The organism is Arthrobacter sp. GAS37, assembly GCF_044908325.1.
In the GTDB taxonomy this organism is placed as follows: Bacteria; Actinomycetota; Actinomycetes; order Actinomycetales; family Micrococcaceae; genus Arthrobacter; species Arthrobacter ramosus.
This window is the reverse complement of record NZ_JBIYDB010000015.1, coordinates 1-15,681: the sequence shown is the minus strand read 5'-3', so window position 1 is coordinate 15,681 and position 15,681 is coordinate 1. Positions and strand designations below refer to the sequence as shown.

Here is a 15,681-nt window from a genome sequence, read left to right as displayed (position 1 = left end):
CGTTGAGGACGTAGGATGTCTTTATGACTTCCTCACCTGCACGCCGGATCGCCCGGGTCCGCCCGCTCTCCCCCACCTCACCGGACGAACACTACTTCGTGGCGAACGACGCCGTCGACTTCGCTTCCGCAGAAGGCCGGAGCTGGACCGTGGTGGACAGCCCGTTCCCAGGCTCGCCGGCAAATGGCAGCAGTGCCGGCCGTCCGGGGTGGGTTAGGGGCACCGAAGTTTCCGAGGATGCGTTCACGTTCCTGGCGCCGTCTGTTCCCGCGAACGTCTTCGGCATGGCGCACAACACAGGCCAGCCGGGCCGCGACCTGCCTGCACAGGCGTTCCACAAAGCCGCCACAAGTGTCATCGGACCCGGCGACGCCATCGAACTCGCCTCGGACGTGGGGTACGTGGACCCTGAAGCGGAACTGACCGTCGTCGTCGCACGCAAAGTCCGCGGGCTCACGCTCGATAACGCGCGTGACGCGATCCTCGGGTTCACGATCGGCAACGACGTCTCGGCGCGGGACCTTCAGAAGACCGACGAACTGTGGATCAGCGCGAAAAGCCAGGACACGTTTACTCCTGCGGGACCGTGGATCGTCACGGACCTCAATGAAAGCGATCTTTCGATCGGCATAGTGCACAACGGCAGGGAATTGCGCACGGCCAGCACCTCCGACCTCGGATGGAAGGTGGACGAGATCCTTGTCTACCTCACCTCATTCATGACCTTGCACCCCGGCGACCTGGTCCTCACCGGCTTCCCGGCCGAGTGCGCCAGGATCGAGCCGGGGGACGTCGTGACCTGCCGCGTTGAGGGCATTGGCGAGCTCAGCAACCCCGTCATAGCAGCATCTTGGGAGAATATTCCCAGCTAGATATGACAGGCTTGAGCCATGGAGCCTTCTGCCGTGCCGGCAACCGAGACGCGGCAGACGTCCCTTTTCAGGCCAGCTACAAGCAAGCGCCGCAAGGGCCTGCTGCGCTATCCGGTGGTCAGGCAGCTCATCCGTTTCACCGGCGTCGGGATCATCTGTACCGTCACCTCGCTGGCGTTGTACGCGCTGTTCCGGCCGTGGATGGGACCCCAACCTGCCAACGCCGCAGCACTGATCATCACCTCGCTCATGAACACTGCCCTGAACCGGCGGCTGACCTTCAAGATCAGCGGCAACCGGAAACGAACCCGGGACCACTTGAACGGGCTGATCGTGATCGCCGTGGCGCTGGTCATCACGGGCGGGAGCCTGGGCGTGCTGCATGCGTTACGTCCCGAAGCCACCCTCGCCGAGGACCTCTGGACCACCACGCTGTCCGGATTCGTCGCGACGGCCGTGCGCTTCACGATGCTGCGCCACTGGATTTTCCGCCGGGCCCGCCACGTTTGATTGACTGCCGGATTCCCAACTAACTAGCAGTAGATGCCGTTTTGAGCCCTCAGAACGACAATAAATGCGAGTCAGTTGGGGTGGGACGGTCAGCGGCGACCGAGCCCCTGCACGCTCCCGACGGCGGCAGCCACGGCTTCCGCGGCTTGCTCCAGTTCCGCTGACGTCACCGTGGAGTCGAAGCTGAAGCGGACAGCGGTGTGGGCCACCTCGGGCTCGATTCCCAAGGCCAGCAGGACCGGCGACGGAGCGTCGGATCCTGCAGCGCAGGCCGATCCGCTCGAGCACACCACGCCAAGCCGCTCAAGCTCAAGCAAGACCGACTCCCCGCTCGTGCCGGGGAAGCAGAAGGACGCGACCGACGGCAAGCGCTGCGAGGGGTGGCCGGTCAGCATGGCACCGGGCACAGCCTCAAGGACAGTGCGGATGAAGGCATCCCGCAACTCCGAGACACGGCCGGCGAGCTCGGACTGCCCAGCGTGGGCGAAGGTCAGCGCAGTGGCAAGGGCGACGGCACCTGCCACGTTTTCGGTCCCGGAGCGCCTGCCCCGCTCCTGGCCGCCGCCATGGACCAGCGGTTCAAGGCGCAGCCTTCCCTTGGCGTAGAGCACGCCGCTGCCCTTGGGCGCGCCGAGCTTGTGGCCCGAGATACTCAGGGCGTCTACTCCCAGTTCCTTGACGCCTATGGGTAGCCAGCCCGCGGCCTGGACGGCGTCCGTATGGAACGGCACGCCATGTTCCGCAGCCACCTCCGCGAGTTGCCGCACGGGTTGCACGGTCCCGATCTCGTTGTTGGCATACATGATGCTGACGAAGGCTGTCGCCGGACTCAGCACAGCCCGGAGCGCCTCGGCCGTCACCACACCGTGCCGGTCCACGGGGACCACGTCCACCTCGAACCCATGGACGCGTTGCAGGTAGAGCGCGGATTCCTCGACAGCGGGGTGCTCTATGGCGCTGATGACAACGCGGTTCAGGGCAGGGTCCGCCGCACGTCTCGCGAGGGCGATTCCTTTCACGGCTAGGTTGTCCGCCTCGGTGCCACCGGAAGTGAAGGTGATCTCGCCGGGCCGGCAGCCCAGAGCCTTCGCTACCGCCGCGCGGGCTCCTGACAACGCGTTAGCAGCTGCTTCGCCGAGGCTGTGATGGCTTGAGGGATTGCCGAACTCCCCCGTCAGATACGGCCACATCGCTTCGAGGACTTCCCTGCGGACGGGCGTCGTCGCCGCGGCGTCGAGGAAGATCATGGCGTCAGCCGAGACCCTGGGACGGGTCGGGGCGTGACGTCGAGCGTCACGTCCAGGCCCAGGTCCAGCGCGTTGACGCTGTGCGTGAGTCCGCCGATGGAAATCACATCGACTCCCGCGGCGGCGATGTCCGCCACAGTGTTGACGTTGACGTTGCCGCTCGCCTCGACGACGGCGCGGCCAGCCACCTGCTTCACGCCGGCACGGAGCTCCTCAAGGGAAAAGTTGTCCAGCATGATTGTGTCCACGCCGGCCGCGAGTACGGGTTCGATCTGCTCGGCACTGTCCACTTCCACTTCGAAGTGCATGGTGTGGCCCAGCTGGGCCTTGGCGGCCTTGAGCAGTGCGGTGAGCTTGGCGGAATCGCCACCGGTCATCACGGCCAAGTGGTTGTCCTTGGCCAGGACGGCATCGGACAGGCTGTAGCGGTGGTTGGCTCCCCCGCCGCAGCGCACGGCGTAGCGTTCCAATACCCGCAGCCCGGGGGTTGTTTTCCGCGTGTCTGTAATACGAGCTTTGGTGCCGTCGACCAGCTTGACGAATTCGGCGGTCTTGGTGGCAATGGCGCTCATGCGCTGGGCGAGGTTGAGCCCGACGCGTTCGGCAAGCAGCACCGAGCGGGCGCGGCCGCTGACCCGCGCCAAGTGCGTTCCGGCGTCGAACGCTTCACCGTCCGCGAGCAACAGCTCCACTTCGGTGTCGGGGTCGATGAGCAGCATGGCGTCACGGAACACCGTTCCGCCGCTGAACACCCCCGGAACCCGGGCATTGAGCACGGCGGTGGCGCGGGCTTCGGCGGGAATGAGCAGCTGCGAGGTGATGTCGCCGCTCGGCGCGTCCTCCGCGAATGCCCGCTCCAGAATGTCCCGGACGGGTGCTGCGGGGAGGGTCAGGCTAGTCATTGACGAGGCTCGCTTTCCGGCGGATCGTGTATCTCTGAACAATTTCTTCGCGTTGGGTTTCGACGGCGTCACTCCGGTAATGCGCCCCGAGCGACCCTCGCCGCGCCCCCGCAGCCTGCACCAACAGCTGCGCAGCCAGGAGCAAATTAGCATCCTCGTGCACGCGCGGATCCGCAGAGTCCGGCACATTCTCAGGAAGCACGACATCGGCCCAAGCGCCGAGTGCCTCAGCGGCCTCCCGCAGCAACCCCCCGGTCCGAAGCACCCCGGCCTTAGCAGTCATAAGCCGCCGAAGCGCGGTGCGGTTGAAACGACCAGGAAGGCCCTCACGCTGCCAGGCGGTGAGGCGACTTTCGTCTGACGGTGTCCCGGCAGCGTGCGTAAAAGCGAGGCCGCCCGCGGCCGAGTTAGCACGCAGAGGGATGCCGTCAGGCGGCCCCAAAGGTGACCCGGTCGAGCCAAGTAACCCCTCAACAGCCCGCCGCCCGAACACGAGCCCTTCGAGCAAGGAGTTGCTGGCCAAACGGTTCGCACCCTGGACCCCGGTGCAAGCAACTTCGCCGGCCGCAAGCAAGCCAGGAACGGAGGTACGGCCGAACAGATCGGTGACAACGCCGCCCATCCAGTAGTGCGCGGCAGGGGCAACCGGAACGGGTTCGAGAGTCCAGTCGATGCCGGCTTCGCGGGTCCGGGCGCTGAGCGTCGGGAAGCGCTTCTCAAGGAAGCCCGCCCCATTTTTCGCTTCGACGACCCGGGCGTCAAGGAAGACGTGGCCGTTCGGATCACCAAGTGAAGCAAGGTGGAGGGCGATGCTGCGGGAGACGACATCGCGCGGCGCCAGTTCGGCGTCCGGGTGGTAGCCAGGCATGAACCGCTCGCCGTTCGCATCCACCAGGATGGCGCCTTCGCCGCGGACCGCTTCGGAAATGAGGAGCGGATCGGCGCCGAGGGGAGCCGGTTTTCCGGCAGCGGAGAGGACCATGCTCGTGGGGTGGAACTGGAAGAACTCCAAGTCTGCGAGCTCGGCGCCCGCCCGCCATGCGAGCGCGAGTCCGTCGGCCGTTGCGACCGAGGGGTTGGTGGTCTGGGCAAACAGCTGCCCCGCCCCGCCGGTGGCGAGCAGCACGGCATCGCCGAATACGCTCTCGAGGCGGCCGTTGCGCAGGAATTCAACGCCTGTCACACGCCCCTCGGACTGGATCAGGGAAGTCGCCTGGGCATGTCCCAGCACCTGGATTTTCCCGGCGTCCTGCGCGTCAAGGACCGCCAGGATGAGTGCGTTCGCGACCCCGGCACCGGTGGCGTCTCCGCCGGTGTGCAGGATCCTCGGCGCGGAGTGGGCGGCTTCGAGTCCCAAGGCTGGATCGCCGTCGTCGTCCGCGTCGAAACGGACACCGAAACGCTCGAGCCCCATGATGTCGAGCCGCGCTTCGGTGCACAGCACCCGCACGGCCTCCGCATTGCAGTGGCCCGCGCCGGCCTTGAGAGTATCCGTGATGTGCGCGGCGACGGTATCGCCGGGGGCGGGCGCGTCCAGCACAGCCGAAATCCCGCCCTGGGCAAAGAAGGTGTTGCTGTCCGCCAGCGCCCCCTTGCTGAGCAGGACGACGTCCGCACCGGCCTCGGCGGCCAGCAGCGCGGAATAGAGGCCGGCGATGCCGCTTCCGACGACGACGAGCCGCCGCCGCGCGTGAGCGCCGGGAATGCGTTCTGCAGTCATGTGAGGCTCGATTCGACTGGTTGGTACAGGGTGTGGCCTAGACCGGCCGTGCTGCGAGCATGCGTTCGAGGGCGATCCTGGCGTTGTCCTTGACGGAGTCGTCCACCGTGATGCGGTTGGCCACGCGGCCTTCCACCAGTTCTTCGAGCACCCAGGCGAGGTAGCCGGGGTGGATGCGGTACATCGTGGAGCAAGGGCAGATCACCGGGTCAAGGCAGAAGATGGTGTGCTGCGGGTTCTCGGCTGCCAAGCGGTTCACCATGTTGATCTCAGTGCCGATCGCGAAGGTGGTGGGTTCGGTTGCGGCGGCGATGGCCTTCTTGATGAAGTCGGTGGAACCCGCGCCGTCTGCCGCGTCGACAACCTCCATGGGGCACTCGGGGTGCACAATGACGTTCACGCCCGGGAATTCGGCGCGCGCCTTCGCGATCTGGCCCACGTTGAAGCGCTTGTGGACGGAGCAGAAGCCGTGCCAGAGGATGACGCGCGAATCCAACAGGGTCTGTTCGTCGTTTCCGCCGAACTCCTTGCGCGGGTTCCACATGGGCATCTGCTCCAGCGGCACGCCGAGGGCCTTGGCGGTGTTGCGGCCCAGGTGCTGGTCGGGGAAGAAGAGGACCCGCTGGCCACGTTCGAATGCCCATTCGAGCACCGTCTTTGCGTTGGAGGACGTGCAGACGATGCCGCCGTTGCGTCCGCAGAAGGCCTTCAATGCGGCCGAGGAGTTCATGTAGGTAACCGGGATGACCGGGGCACGGCCTTCGGAATCGGGGGCGGTCCCGAAGAGCTCCTCAAGCTGCTCCCAGCATTCCTCCACCGAGTCCTCGTCCGCCATGTCCGCCATGGAACAGCCGGCGGCCAGGTTCGGCAGGATCACGGCCTGGTCCTCGCTGGACAGGATGTCGGCAGTCTCGGCCATGAAGTGCACGCCGCAGAAGATGATGGCCTCGGCGTCGGGCTTGGTCAGGGCAGCGTTGGCGAGCTGGAAGGAGTCGCCCACGAAATCCGCGTACTGGACAACTTCGTCGCGCTGGTAGAAGTGGCCCAGGATGACGGCCCGGTCCCCTAGCGTCTCCTTGGCGGCGCGGATCCGGACGTCGAGCTCGGCGTCACTGGCCAGCTTGTACTCTTCGGGCAACTGGCCTTGACGGGGCGTGGCTTTCGGGGCGTCGTCGGAGCTGGAAGCGCCGGGACCGTAAGCCGGGATGCCGGCGAGGTCTTCAGCGAGGTCGTACTCCCACGGGCCGCTGGCCAGATCGGGGCTGCACGTTGAGCCGGCCGCGGAACGGCCGCTTTCGGCTTCTTCCCGCGTGATCAGCTGGATAGCTGTGTTGACGCTGCTCATGGTGTACTCCTGTTGTCTGGCCCGAGTCCGGGCGTGCCGGTGAAGCGGTAGAGGCGGGGCGGGCGGTGTTTTCCGCCCTGGAGGTATTCACCGGTTTCCTCGATTTCCGGTGTTCCCTTGATTTGCCGGCGGAAGTTCGCCGGATCCAGCTGACGGTCCAGGACAGCCTCGTAGACTTCGCGGACCTGTGCCAGGGTGAAGAATTCTCCCAGCAAGTGATAGGCGATGGACCCGTAGGCCATCTTGTTGCGCAGCCGCCACAGGGCGTAGTCCACAATCGCGTTGTGGTCGAAGGCCAATTCCGCGAGCCGGTCTGCCCGGAACCAACGGACGTTCTCGGATTCGTCGGCCAGGGCGGCTTCCGTGGGCTGCACCAAGGCCCAGTAGACGATTGAGACGACCCTCTGGGCAGGCGAGCGGTGCACTCCGCCGAAGGCGTAGAGCTGCTCGAGGTATTGGGGAGCCAGCCCCGTGGTCTCGCGCAGGTTCCGTGACGCGGCATCTTGGAGTGATTCGTCGTGCTGCAGCGGGCCTCCGGGCAGTGCCCACATGTCCTTGAAAGGTTCGCGGATGCGGCGCACCAGCGGCAGCCACAGCGTGGGGCGGCCGGAGCTTTCACTTGGGCGGAGGGCGAAGATCACCGTTGATATGGCCAACGACGGCGGGGCGAGCCTGCGCTCTGCGACATTGGCGGAGGTGGCGTACACGGTATTCACCCCGCTTCTTTGCCGTTGGGACCAGAAAGTTAGTTATAGTCAAAATGACTAGAACTAATGGTACGACTGTCAGTGGACAGTGTCCAAATGTTTCAGCCCGCATTCTCCTTGGCCGCAGCTTCCAGGAGGGGCAAGGTGCGCCCTTGGAAATGCGTATTCAGCACTATCACCGACGACGAACGGAGCACGGTCTTGGTGGCGATGAGCTTGTCCAGCACGCGTTGCAGGTCCGAGTTCGACTTACCCACCACGCGCACCATGAGATCCGAACTGCCGGAGACGGTGTGGACCTCAATGAGCTCGGGAATGGCGGCCAGAGCTTCGACGACGGCGTCGTGCCCCAGGTCCTGGTTGATGGTCAGGGAGCAGAAGGCGACCACGGGATAGCCGAAGCCGGAGGGATCGGGCTGCGGAACCCAGGGAGCCACAACCCCGCGCTCGGCCATCCGGTCCAGACGGGACTGGACCGTGGCGCGGGCGACCTTCAAGACCCTGGATGCCTCGAGTACAGACGCCCGCGGGGAGTCGGTGAAAAATCGGACAATCTTGGCATCCAACTCGTCGACAACCATCAGTTTTTCCTACTTCCGCCCATGAGCTGTACAAATCGGCACTCCATGCCGAGATGTCACACCAGCTTGTAACCATCCTCTCACGAGTGTTTTTCGCCACTTTCGTTCGGAAGCGGTAAATTCGATAAGTCCTACAAGGACCAGCTGACAAACCATCCACAAGAAGGCAAACACGAATGACAACGAAGTCCACCGCTGTTCGACCCTCCATTCCTTCGCAAGGCCTCGGCCACTCGATGAAGCCGCGCCAGCTCACCATGATGGGCCTGGGCAGCGCGATCGGAGCGGGACTCTTCCTGGGATCGGGTGCCGGAATCCACGCGGCCGGCCCGGCAGTACTCATCTCCTACCTCGTGGCGGGCACCCTGATCATCGTGGTGATGTGGGCGCTGGGCGAGATGGCAGCCGCCAACCCCAACAGCGGCGCCTTCTCGGTCTACGCGGAGAAGGCCATGGGCAAGACGGCCGGATCCACGGTTGGCTGGCTTTGGTGGCTGCAGCTGGTAGTGGTCATCGCCGCGGAGGCGCTCGGCGCAGCAGGGCTGCTGTTCTCCGTCTGGCCGGTCATTCCTGTGTGGGCGCTGGCCCTGGTGTTCATGGTGGCCTTTACCGCGATCAACCTCGCCGGGGTCCGGAACTTCGGTGAGTTCGAATTCTGGTTCGCCATCCTGAAGGTCGCAGCCATTGTCGCCTTCCTCGTCATCGGCGCGGCCTTGCTGTACGGCTGGTTGCCCGGTGCAGCCTCCCCTGGCCTCGGAAACCTGACCGGCAATTTTGCACCGTCCGGCTGGTCTGGAATTGCAGCGGCGCTCTTCGTCGTGATTTTCGCCTTCGGCGGCACCGAAATCGTGAGCGTGGCTGCTGCGGAGACGCAGAACCCCGCACACAGCGTCGGTAAAGCCATCCGCACGGTGGTGTGGCGCATCTTGGTCTTCTACATCGGTTCGGTCTTCGTCATTGCAGCAGTGCTGCCCTCCGACTCCGAAGGCTTGAAGTCGCCGTTCGCCGGTGTCCTCAACCTTGCAGGCATCCCGGGAGCCGGCACGGCCATCACCCTCGTTGCCGTCGTGGCGTTGCTTTCCGCGCTCAACGCAAACCTCTACGGCGCCTCGCGCATGGTCTTCTCCCTGTCTGAGCGCGGCGAAGCGCCGGCTTTCCTGTCACGACTGCGCGGCGCGCAGGTGCCCATGGCCGCCGTCGGGGTTTCCGTTGCTTTCGGTTTCGTCGCCACTGTCCTGGAACTGCTCTTCCCCGACCATGTGCTTCCCGCCTTGCTCAACCTCGTAGGCTCCACTTGCCTCGTGGTCTGGGGAACGGCACTCGTGTCCCAGTTCATCCTGCGCCGCCGGGCCGACCGCGAAGGAACCGAACTGCCGCTTCGCATGAAGGGATTCCCCTTCCTCACGGTATTCGGCCTGGCGCTGCTTGCCCTGATCTTCGTGGTGGGCTTCTCGAATGCCGAGAGCGCAGGCCAGCTGATCGGCACGTTCCTGTTGATCGCGTGCATCGCCGTGGCCTGCAGGATCGGCGCGAAGGTCAAGTCCGCACGAAGCGCCTAATCAAACCCAACTGACTCGCAGTTGTTGTCGTTTTGAGCCCCCATATCGACAACAACTGCGGGGCCCACGCCGCCAGGGTTCCCTGGCCGAGCTCGCGAGGCGAGGGGGGCGGTGGGGATTACTTGGGTGAGCGGGAGATGCACAAACTGCTAGGTATTTCCACAAGAAGACTGGCAGTCCATGGCAGTTTGACTAGGTCTAAATAGGCGGATTGCCTATGATCCAAACAGTGACTACGGTCACGTCCATGGACTCACTTCTTCCCGCCGTGGCCGCAGCCGACGCCGCGCCCCTGTCCCCCGGACAGCTCAGGGAGCTCTATTCCCTGATGGCTGCCGTCCGATACCTGGATACCTCGGCCGTCGCCTGGCAGCGTCAGGGAATCATCCCCGGCTACGCTCCGGAACTCGGCCAGGAAGCCGCCCAGGTCGGCAGCGCCTACGCCCTCGACACTGCACGCGACTTCGCCTTTCCGACGTACCGCGAAATGGGCGTCGCCAGGACCATGGGCGTGGACATGGTGGCGTACATGTCCACCCACAAGGCAACGTGGCATGGCGGCATGTACGATCCCCTGGCAAGCCGCCTCGCGCCCATCCAGGCCGTCGTGGCAGGCTCAGTGCTCCATGCCGTCGGCTGGGCCCACGGCCAGACCCTGAGCGGCGGGCAAGGAGTGGCCCTCAGCTACTTCGGCGACGGCGCTTCCTCCCAAGGGGACGTGCACGAAGCCATGAACTTTGCCGCCGTGATGAAAGCACCTGTCGTCTTCTTCGTCCAGAACAACGGCTGGGCGATTTCCGTGCCCACAGAGCGGCAGGTGGCCGGCGGCTCGGTAGCCGCACGAGCCGCGGGCTATGGGATCCCGGGCATTCAGGTAGACGGCAACGATGTGGTCGCCGTGTATGAGGCCACCCGCAACGCCTTCGCCCACTGCCGCGCAGGAAACGGTCCGGTTGTTGTCGAGGCGATGACCTACCGCCGCGGGCCGCATTCCACGGCCGACGACCCCGGCCGGTACCGGAGCCTCGACGACGAGCGCATCGACGCCGGCGAGGACCCGCTGGAACGCCTCCGCGAGCGTTTGCTTGCCGAAGGCGTAGCCGACGAGGCATTCTTCACCGCTGCCGACCTGGCAGCCTGGGCAGAGGAAGAAGGCATCCGCACCGGAATCGAAGCCCTCGGCCCCCGGCCCGGCAACGAAATGTTCGATTTCGTCTTCCAGGAAACCACCCCCGCCCTTGAAAACCAGGCCACCCGTTGGCGCGAGGAGTCCGAACATGTCTGAGAGCACCACCGCCATTCTTGAAGCCGGGGCACGGAACGAACAATCCGTAAAGCTTTCCATGCAGCAGGCCCTCAACCGCGCGTTGGACGAAATCCTCTCCACGGATCCAAAGACGGTGGTCTTCGGGGAGGACTGCGGCCAGTTGGGCGGAGTCTTCCGCATCACCGACGGACTGCAGGCCAAGCACGGAGAATCCCGGGTCTTTGACACCCCGCTCGCAGAATCGGGCATCCTGGGCATGTCAGTGGGTCTGGCCATGGCCGGCTTCCACCCGATTCCGGAAGTACAGTTCGATGGCTTCGCGTATCCCGCGATCAACCAGATCGTGTGCCAGATCGCCCGGATGAACTACCGGAGCCGCGGCACCTTGCCGATGCCGATCACGCTCCGGGTGCCCAGCTTCGGCGGTATCCGCGCCCCCGAACACCACGGCGAAAGCCTCGAGGCACTCTTCGCGCACGTTCCAGGGCTCAAGGTTGTTTCGCCGTCGGACCCGCACGATGCCTACCAGCTGCTCAAGTACGCGGCTTCGCGGCCTGACCCGGTGATCTTCATGGAACCGAAGTCCCGCTACTGGCAAAAGGGCGACGTCGACACAGCTGACGGCGGTACCCTCACCGGCGCCCGCATTGTCCGGCCGGGCCGCCACCTGACCCTCGTGGCCTGGGGTGCCATGGTGGCCAGGTGCCTGCAGGTTGCCGAACTCGCGGCGGAGGACGGAATCGACGTCGAGGTCCTTGATCTGCGCTGGCTCAAGCCGATCGACGCCGAAGCGCTGGCGACTTCCGTCGGAAAGACGCGGCGCGCCGTCGTCGTGCATGAAGCCCCGCTGACCTCCGGGCTGGGGGCCGAAGTGGCCCAACTCATCACGCAAAGCTGCTTCGACACGCTCAAGGCGCCCGTCGAACGGGTCACCGGCTTCGACGTGCCGTATCCCTCCGGCGACCTGGAGGACGAATACATTCCGAACATTGACCGCATCCTCCTGGGGATCCAACGAGTACTGGAGTATCGACGTGGCTGAAATCAGCTTCCCCCTGCCCGATCTTGGCGAAGGCCTCATCGAAGCGACTGTGTTGGACTGGCTCGTCTCCCCCGGCGACCAGGTGGAACGGAACCAGCCGCTCGTGGAGCTGGAGACGAGTAAATCCGCCCTCGAGTTGCCGAGCCCGCAGGCGGGTAAAGTGATCCGTATCCACGGCGCGCCGGGCGAGACCATCAACGTCGGTGAGCCGCTGGTGGTGTTCGAGGTGCCGGACAATACTGCCGGCATCGTGGGCACCGTTCCCAAGGATGACGCACCGAAGCGCCGGGTCCGCCTGAGCGCTGTACTTGATGAGGACTGACACCATGAGCGGCAGGCACACGGAAGAGCACATCCACACTGTGGAGGGAACAGATCCGCATCTGTTCGTGGAAGTCCATGAGCCTGCCGAAGGCACCGACGCGGGGCTGCGCCCTGTCCTGCTGCTGCACGGCTTCTCCTCGTCCACCAAACTCAATTGGGGCGACACCGGCTGGATTTCCACCCTCAAGTCCGCAGGCCGGCGTGTCATCACGGTGGATCTTCCAGGACATGGCCAGAGCAGTTCGCCGGAGGACCTGGACTCCTACTCCCCGAGTCGGATCCGTGCGGACCTGCTCCAGATAGTCGCCGACGCCGGTGCGCGCCCTGTGCGCGCCGGTGACCCTACCAGCGGGCTCGACGTCATCGGCTATTCTTTGGGCTCCCGGCTCGCCTGGGAATTCGGGGCAACCCAGCCCGAACTCGTCCACCGGCTGGTGTTGGGCGGCCCGAACAAGGAAGACCCCCTGGCGTCCTTCGATCTCGCTGCAGCACAGCGCTACCTCGCGGACGGCACGCCCATCGAAGACGAGTCCACCGCAGGGTTGCTCAAGATGGCACAGCTCTTGCCGAGCAACGATCTTTTTGCGCTCTTGTCTCTCATCGAGGCCATCAAGGGCGAACCATTCGATCCTGCCGAAGCCGTGCCCCATATGCCGATGCTCCTGGTGGCCGGAGAGAAGGACGAGCGCGCCGTCACCATGCCGGAGCTCGCTTCGATCGCTGCCCACGCCGGCGGCATGGTTGAACAGTTGCTCGTCCCGGGGCGGAATCACAGCAACGCGGTGACCAGCCGGGTTTTTAAGGACGCTGCGCTGGCGTTCCTCGGCGTCTAAGTGGTGGCCGAGCGGCGGCGTTAGCCCGCCAGCCGCTCCGCGTTGAGCGTCATACGCTCCAGCACGCTGACGGCCATGGCGTATTCGTCGATACCGATCCCCATCGAGAGGTCCCGCCGGGAGTCTTCAACAAGCCTTTGGGCTTCCTCGTGTTTTGCGTGGCCCAGTTCGCTGAGGCTGATGCGATCGTCCACCATGATGATCATGCCGCGGCCTACGAGCGCGGCGAGTTCGCTTTCGCGACGTCGCGTGTCGCCGCCCCAAAAAGGGCTGAGTATCCCGTCAAGATCCTCGGGGCTGAGGGGTGTCTCGGCCAGGACATTGAGGGTCTGCCACTGCCTCCGGCTGAGTTTCAACCTCGCCAAAGTGCTGTCCAGATGTGCCTCCAATGCGGCATCCAGCCGTTTGGTCCAGTACCCGATTGGCTTGTTCACATGGCCCATCGTGGCAGCGCAGAGCGGTCCCGGCAAGAAAGGTAGGCTTGATTCAGCGCTGGATTACGTGGAAGTGAGACGAATGGGCATGCGCTTCAAGGACCGTGCGGACGCCGGACGCCGCGTCGCAGCAGGGCTTCCGCAGCTCCGGCAAAGGCCGGACACCATCCTGTTGGGCCTCGCCCGCGGTGGGGTCCCCGTGGCGGCCGCTGCCGCCGTCGAGCTCTACCAGCCTTACGGCGCCATTCTGGTGCGCAAACTCGGCATTCCGGGGCGTGAAGAAACAGCGTTCGGCGCCCTGGCCTGGTCCAACGGCAGGATCGTCCGCATACTCAACCGGCCCCTCGCCGAACGCATGCTGCGGCACGGAATCACGCAGGCTTCTCTTGATGCGGTGGAGGTACGCGAGCGGGGAGAACTCCTGCGGCGCGTGAAGACCTATCCGGGTATCCGCTTCGATCTCTCGGGCAAGACTGTGGTCCTTGTCGACGACGGACTCGCCACGGGCGCAACGATGCGTGCCGCCGTCGAGGCCGTCCGCGCGGGTGGGGCCGCGACTGTAGTGGCCGCCGTCCCCGTGTCATCCCTCGAAGCCCAAGCGTCCATCAGCCGGGTGTGCGATTTCATGATGTGCCTGCACACGCCGGGCAAGTTCCACGCCGTGGGCGCCTTCTACGAGCACTTCGAACAACTGACCGATGACGACGCGGTGCGGCTTTTGGAGCAGGCGGGGTAGGGCCCGGTCAATGGAAGGTGCTTCTATCACCACGGTAGCTACTGCCGGAGAAGAAAACTCAATTGGCTGGCCAGCAAGCAGGTAGGTTCACGCTTCCGAAAGGAAGTTCCTCAATTGTGCTCTTGCCCGGCTCAGACGCTTCCACATTGCTCCTTCGCTGCACCCGCAGAGGATCGCCGCCTCTGCGGCGGACAGACCGATCCAATAAGTCAGAACGATGGCCGCCCTGTCATCAGGGTGCAGCCCTTCCATTGCGATCTCCAGATCCGCATGCTCGCAGGGATCTGGGGAACTTGCGGAGATTCTGCCTATCGCAAGGATCAGCCTGTCCTTCTGGGCACGGCGCCGGTACTCGGTGCCAATCAGATTCCGTGCCGTTACATAGAGCCATGAGGCTGAATCCGCGCATTCGCACCCGAGGATCTTCCAGGCCAGCAAGAATGACTCGCTGCAGATGTCCTGGGCCGTTTCATGATCATCGACCCTCCGCTTTACAAACGCGAGGAGTCGCGGATAGTGGATCCTAAAGTAATCAGCAAAATCGTCCTCGGGATGTTCCCCCACAGCGCCCCAAGCCGCCTTCCTTAGCTCACTTGCATACGCCGCCGTACATCGGCACGGATACAGTGGATGTCGCCCCCGTCACGTGGTCGGTGACCCTGATTACGACGCAGGCGGGTCCGAGGACAAGGATCATTCCCGGGAACTGTGTTCTGCGGTTCTGGCACCCCTTGATGGAATAGGATCGATGCAAAATCACATTCCCCTCCCGCAAGGAAGGATTAGTCCCCCAATCCTTGCTGGAGACAACCATCAGCACAGCGTCGTCGGGCCCCTCAATGCTCACAGCACGCTCCCCAATGCCCGGCTCCAAAGTCAAAGGCGCTTTCCATCCGCCGTACCGGACGCCAGCGATGGTGACCGCAAAACCGCTTAGATCGTCCTTAATCGGCCACGTATAGCCCGCCGGGCTGCCGATCCAAGATCTGGATGAGACCCCTAGCGCGCCGGGCGTGTCTGATCCCGGAGGCTCCGGCTCATGATCCGCGTCTGCGTCAAACGCATCGGGACACCCGAGGCTCGACGCTAATGTCAGCGTCTTGGGTGCAGAGGATTCCGTTGGTGGTGATGTGTTTAGGGGCTCGCACGCCGAGAGCCCCACTATCGCGCACAGTGCGAGCATCATCCTTTGGCCCGATTTCACTCGCTTTGTCTCCCTCGTCATAGGCAAACGGCAATCGGTCTCTATACCAAGATCAGCACGCCGGTCGCCGCGCCCGCAATGCCTTCGACGACTCCAAACGGTGAGACTGCGCGCACGATCTTGTCGGCTGCCGATGTATCGCAGGCGAAGGATTCATCAAAGGTTGTCGCGACTGTGGTCATCAATCGACCTGCCGCGAAGGCGAGAAAGGTGAGTATCGCTACCGGCCAATGCCCTTGTGAGAGGGTCCATAAGGCACAGGCGACAAGCAGAGGAGAGGCCATCGTTGTCACGAATCCCAGGCCTAGCCCGGGGTTTTCATGGCAGGTCTGCCGGGGGGGTGTGTTAAACCGGTGAAAGGGTGCTCCGACAAGGGAAAATAGTGGTATTCGACGCCA

At 64.4% G+C, this 15,681-nt stretch carries 17 protein-coding genes; 8 read left to right on the top strand and 9 right to left on the bottom strand.

What is annotated here, in order from left to right:
* Positions 1–23: 23 nt before the first annotated feature.
* Both ABH924_RS13420 and ABH924_RS13415 read left to right on the top strand, forming a co-directional pair.
* Complete coding sequence (locus tag ABH924_RS13420; protein WP_404499496.1) at positions 24–872, top strand: fumarylacetoacetate hydrolase family protein; 849 nt, start codon at positions 24–26, stop codon at positions 870–872.
* 18 nt (positions 873–890) lie between these two features.
* The gene (locus tag ABH924_RS13415; RefSeq protein WP_404499494.1) at positions 891–1,382 is read left to right on the top strand and encodes a GtrA family protein; all 492 of its coding nucleotides are present in this window, start codon (positions 891–893) and stop codon (positions 1,380–1,382) included.
* Between the two features lie 89 nt (positions 1,383–1,471).
* On the opposite strand, the gene ABH924_RS13410 is transcribed toward ABH924_RS13415, so the two are convergent.
* The 6 genes from ABH924_RS13410 to ABH924_RS13385 form a co-directional block, all read right to left on the bottom strand.
* Positions 1,472–2,629, bottom strand: a complete 1,158-nt coding sequence (locus tag ABH924_RS13410) for a cysteine desulfurase family protein (RefSeq protein ID WP_404499492.1) — start codon at positions 2,627–2,629, stop codon at positions 1,472–1,474.
* Positions 2,626–3,531 (bottom strand): carboxylating nicotinate-nucleotide diphosphorylase, encoded by a 906-nt coding sequence (nadC, locus tag ABH924_RS13405; protein ID WP_404499490.1) that lies wholly within the window; start codon positions 3,529–3,531, stop codon positions 2,626–2,628. Before nadC ends, ABH924_RS13410 begins: the two co-directional genes overlap by 4 nt.
* Positions 3,524–5,251, bottom strand: a complete 1,728-nt coding sequence (gene nadB / locus ABH924_RS13400) for an L-aspartate oxidase (protein WP_404499488.1) — start codon at positions 5,249–5,251, stop codon at positions 3,524–3,526. Before nadB ends, nadC begins: the two co-directional genes overlap by 8 nt.
* A gap of 37 nt (positions 5,252–5,288) precedes the next feature.
* Positions 5,289–6,596, bottom strand: a complete 1,308-nt coding sequence (gene nadA / locus ABH924_RS13395) for a quinolinate synthase NadA (protein ID WP_404499486.1) — start codon at positions 6,594–6,596, stop codon at positions 5,289–5,291.
* Positions 6,593–7,303, bottom strand: a complete 711-nt coding sequence (locus tag ABH924_RS13390; RefSeq protein ID WP_404499612.1) for an NUDIX hydrolase — start codon at positions 7,301–7,303, stop codon at positions 6,593–6,595. Before ABH924_RS13390 ends, nadA begins: the two co-directional genes overlap by 4 nt.
* Positions 7,304–7,404: 101 nt before the next feature.
* Positions 7,405–7,884, bottom strand: a complete 480-nt coding sequence (locus ABH924_RS13385) for an Lrp/AsnC family transcriptional regulator (RefSeq protein WP_234747717.1) — start codon at positions 7,882–7,884, stop codon at positions 7,405–7,407.
* Between the two features lie 176 nt (positions 7,885–8,060).
* Here ABH924_RS13385 and ABH924_RS13380 point away from each other — a divergent pair, with 176 nt between their 5' ends.
* The 5 genes from ABH924_RS13380 to ABH924_RS13360 all read left to right on the top strand — a co-directional run bounded on the left by ABH924_RS13380 (position 8,061) and on the right by ABH924_RS13360 (position 12,909).
* Complete coding sequence (locus ABH924_RS13380) at positions 8,061–9,443, top strand: amino acid permease (protein ID WP_404499484.1); 1,383 nt, start codon at positions 8,061–8,063, stop codon at positions 9,441–9,443.
* A gap of 247 nt (positions 9,444–9,690) precedes the next feature.
* Positions 9,691–10,728 (top strand): thiamine pyrophosphate-dependent enzyme, encoded by a 1,038-nt coding sequence (locus tag ABH924_RS13375; RefSeq protein WP_234747722.1) that lies wholly within the window; start codon positions 9,691–9,693, stop codon positions 10,726–10,728.
* Positions 10,721–11,752 (top strand): alpha-ketoacid dehydrogenase subunit beta, encoded by a 1,032-nt coding sequence (locus ABH924_RS13370; RefSeq protein ID WP_404499481.1) that lies wholly within the window; start codon positions 10,721–10,723, stop codon positions 11,750–11,752. The genes ABH924_RS13375 and ABH924_RS13370 overlap by 8 nt, the downstream gene beginning before the upstream one ends.
* The gene (locus ABH924_RS13365) at positions 11,745–12,074 is read left to right on the top strand and encodes a biotin/lipoyl-containing protein (RefSeq protein WP_234747729.1); all 330 of its coding nucleotides are present in this window, start codon (positions 11,745–11,747) and stop codon (positions 12,072–12,074) included. The genes ABH924_RS13370 and ABH924_RS13365 overlap by 8 nt, the downstream gene beginning before the upstream one ends.
* 4 nt (positions 12,075–12,078) lie before the next feature.
* Positions 12,079–12,909 (top strand): alpha/beta fold hydrolase, encoded by an 831-nt coding sequence (locus tag ABH924_RS13360; RefSeq protein WP_234747732.1) that lies wholly within the window; start codon positions 12,079–12,081, stop codon positions 12,907–12,909.
* Positions 12,910–12,929: 20 nt separating this feature from the next.
* On the opposite strand, the gene ABH924_RS13355 is transcribed toward ABH924_RS13360, so the two are convergent.
* Positions 12,930–13,343 (bottom strand): MarR family transcriptional regulator, encoded by a 414-nt coding sequence (locus ABH924_RS13355; protein WP_404499479.1) that lies wholly within the window; start codon positions 13,341–13,343, stop codon positions 12,930–12,932.
* A gap of 82 nt (positions 13,344–13,425) precedes the next feature.
* On the opposite strand from ABH924_RS13355, the gene ABH924_RS13350 reads away from it, so the two are divergent.
* Positions 13,426–14,079: a phosphoribosyltransferase gene (locus tag ABH924_RS13350; protein WP_234748620.1), complete on the top strand. Its 654-nt coding sequence runs from the start codon at positions 13,426–13,428 to the stop codon at positions 14,077–14,079.
* 87 nt (positions 14,080–14,166) lie between these two features.
* Here the strand turns inward: ABH924_RS13350 and ABH924_RS13345 are convergent, their stop codons facing one another.
* Both ABH924_RS13345 and ABH924_RS13340 read right to left on the bottom strand, forming a co-directional pair.
* Positions 14,167–14,643, bottom strand: a complete 477-nt coding sequence (locus tag ABH924_RS13345) for an RNA polymerase sigma factor (RefSeq protein ID WP_404499476.1) — start codon at positions 14,641–14,643, stop codon at positions 14,167–14,169.
* A gap of 681 nt (positions 14,644–15,324) precedes the next feature.
* Positions 15,325–15,465 carry a hypothetical protein gene (locus ABH924_RS13340; RefSeq protein WP_404499474.1) on the bottom strand — a complete coding sequence of 47 codons (141 nt, stop codon included), beginning with the start codon at positions 15,463–15,465 and terminating at the stop codon, positions 15,325–15,327.
* Between the last annotated feature and the right edge of the window lie 216 nt (positions 15,466–15,681).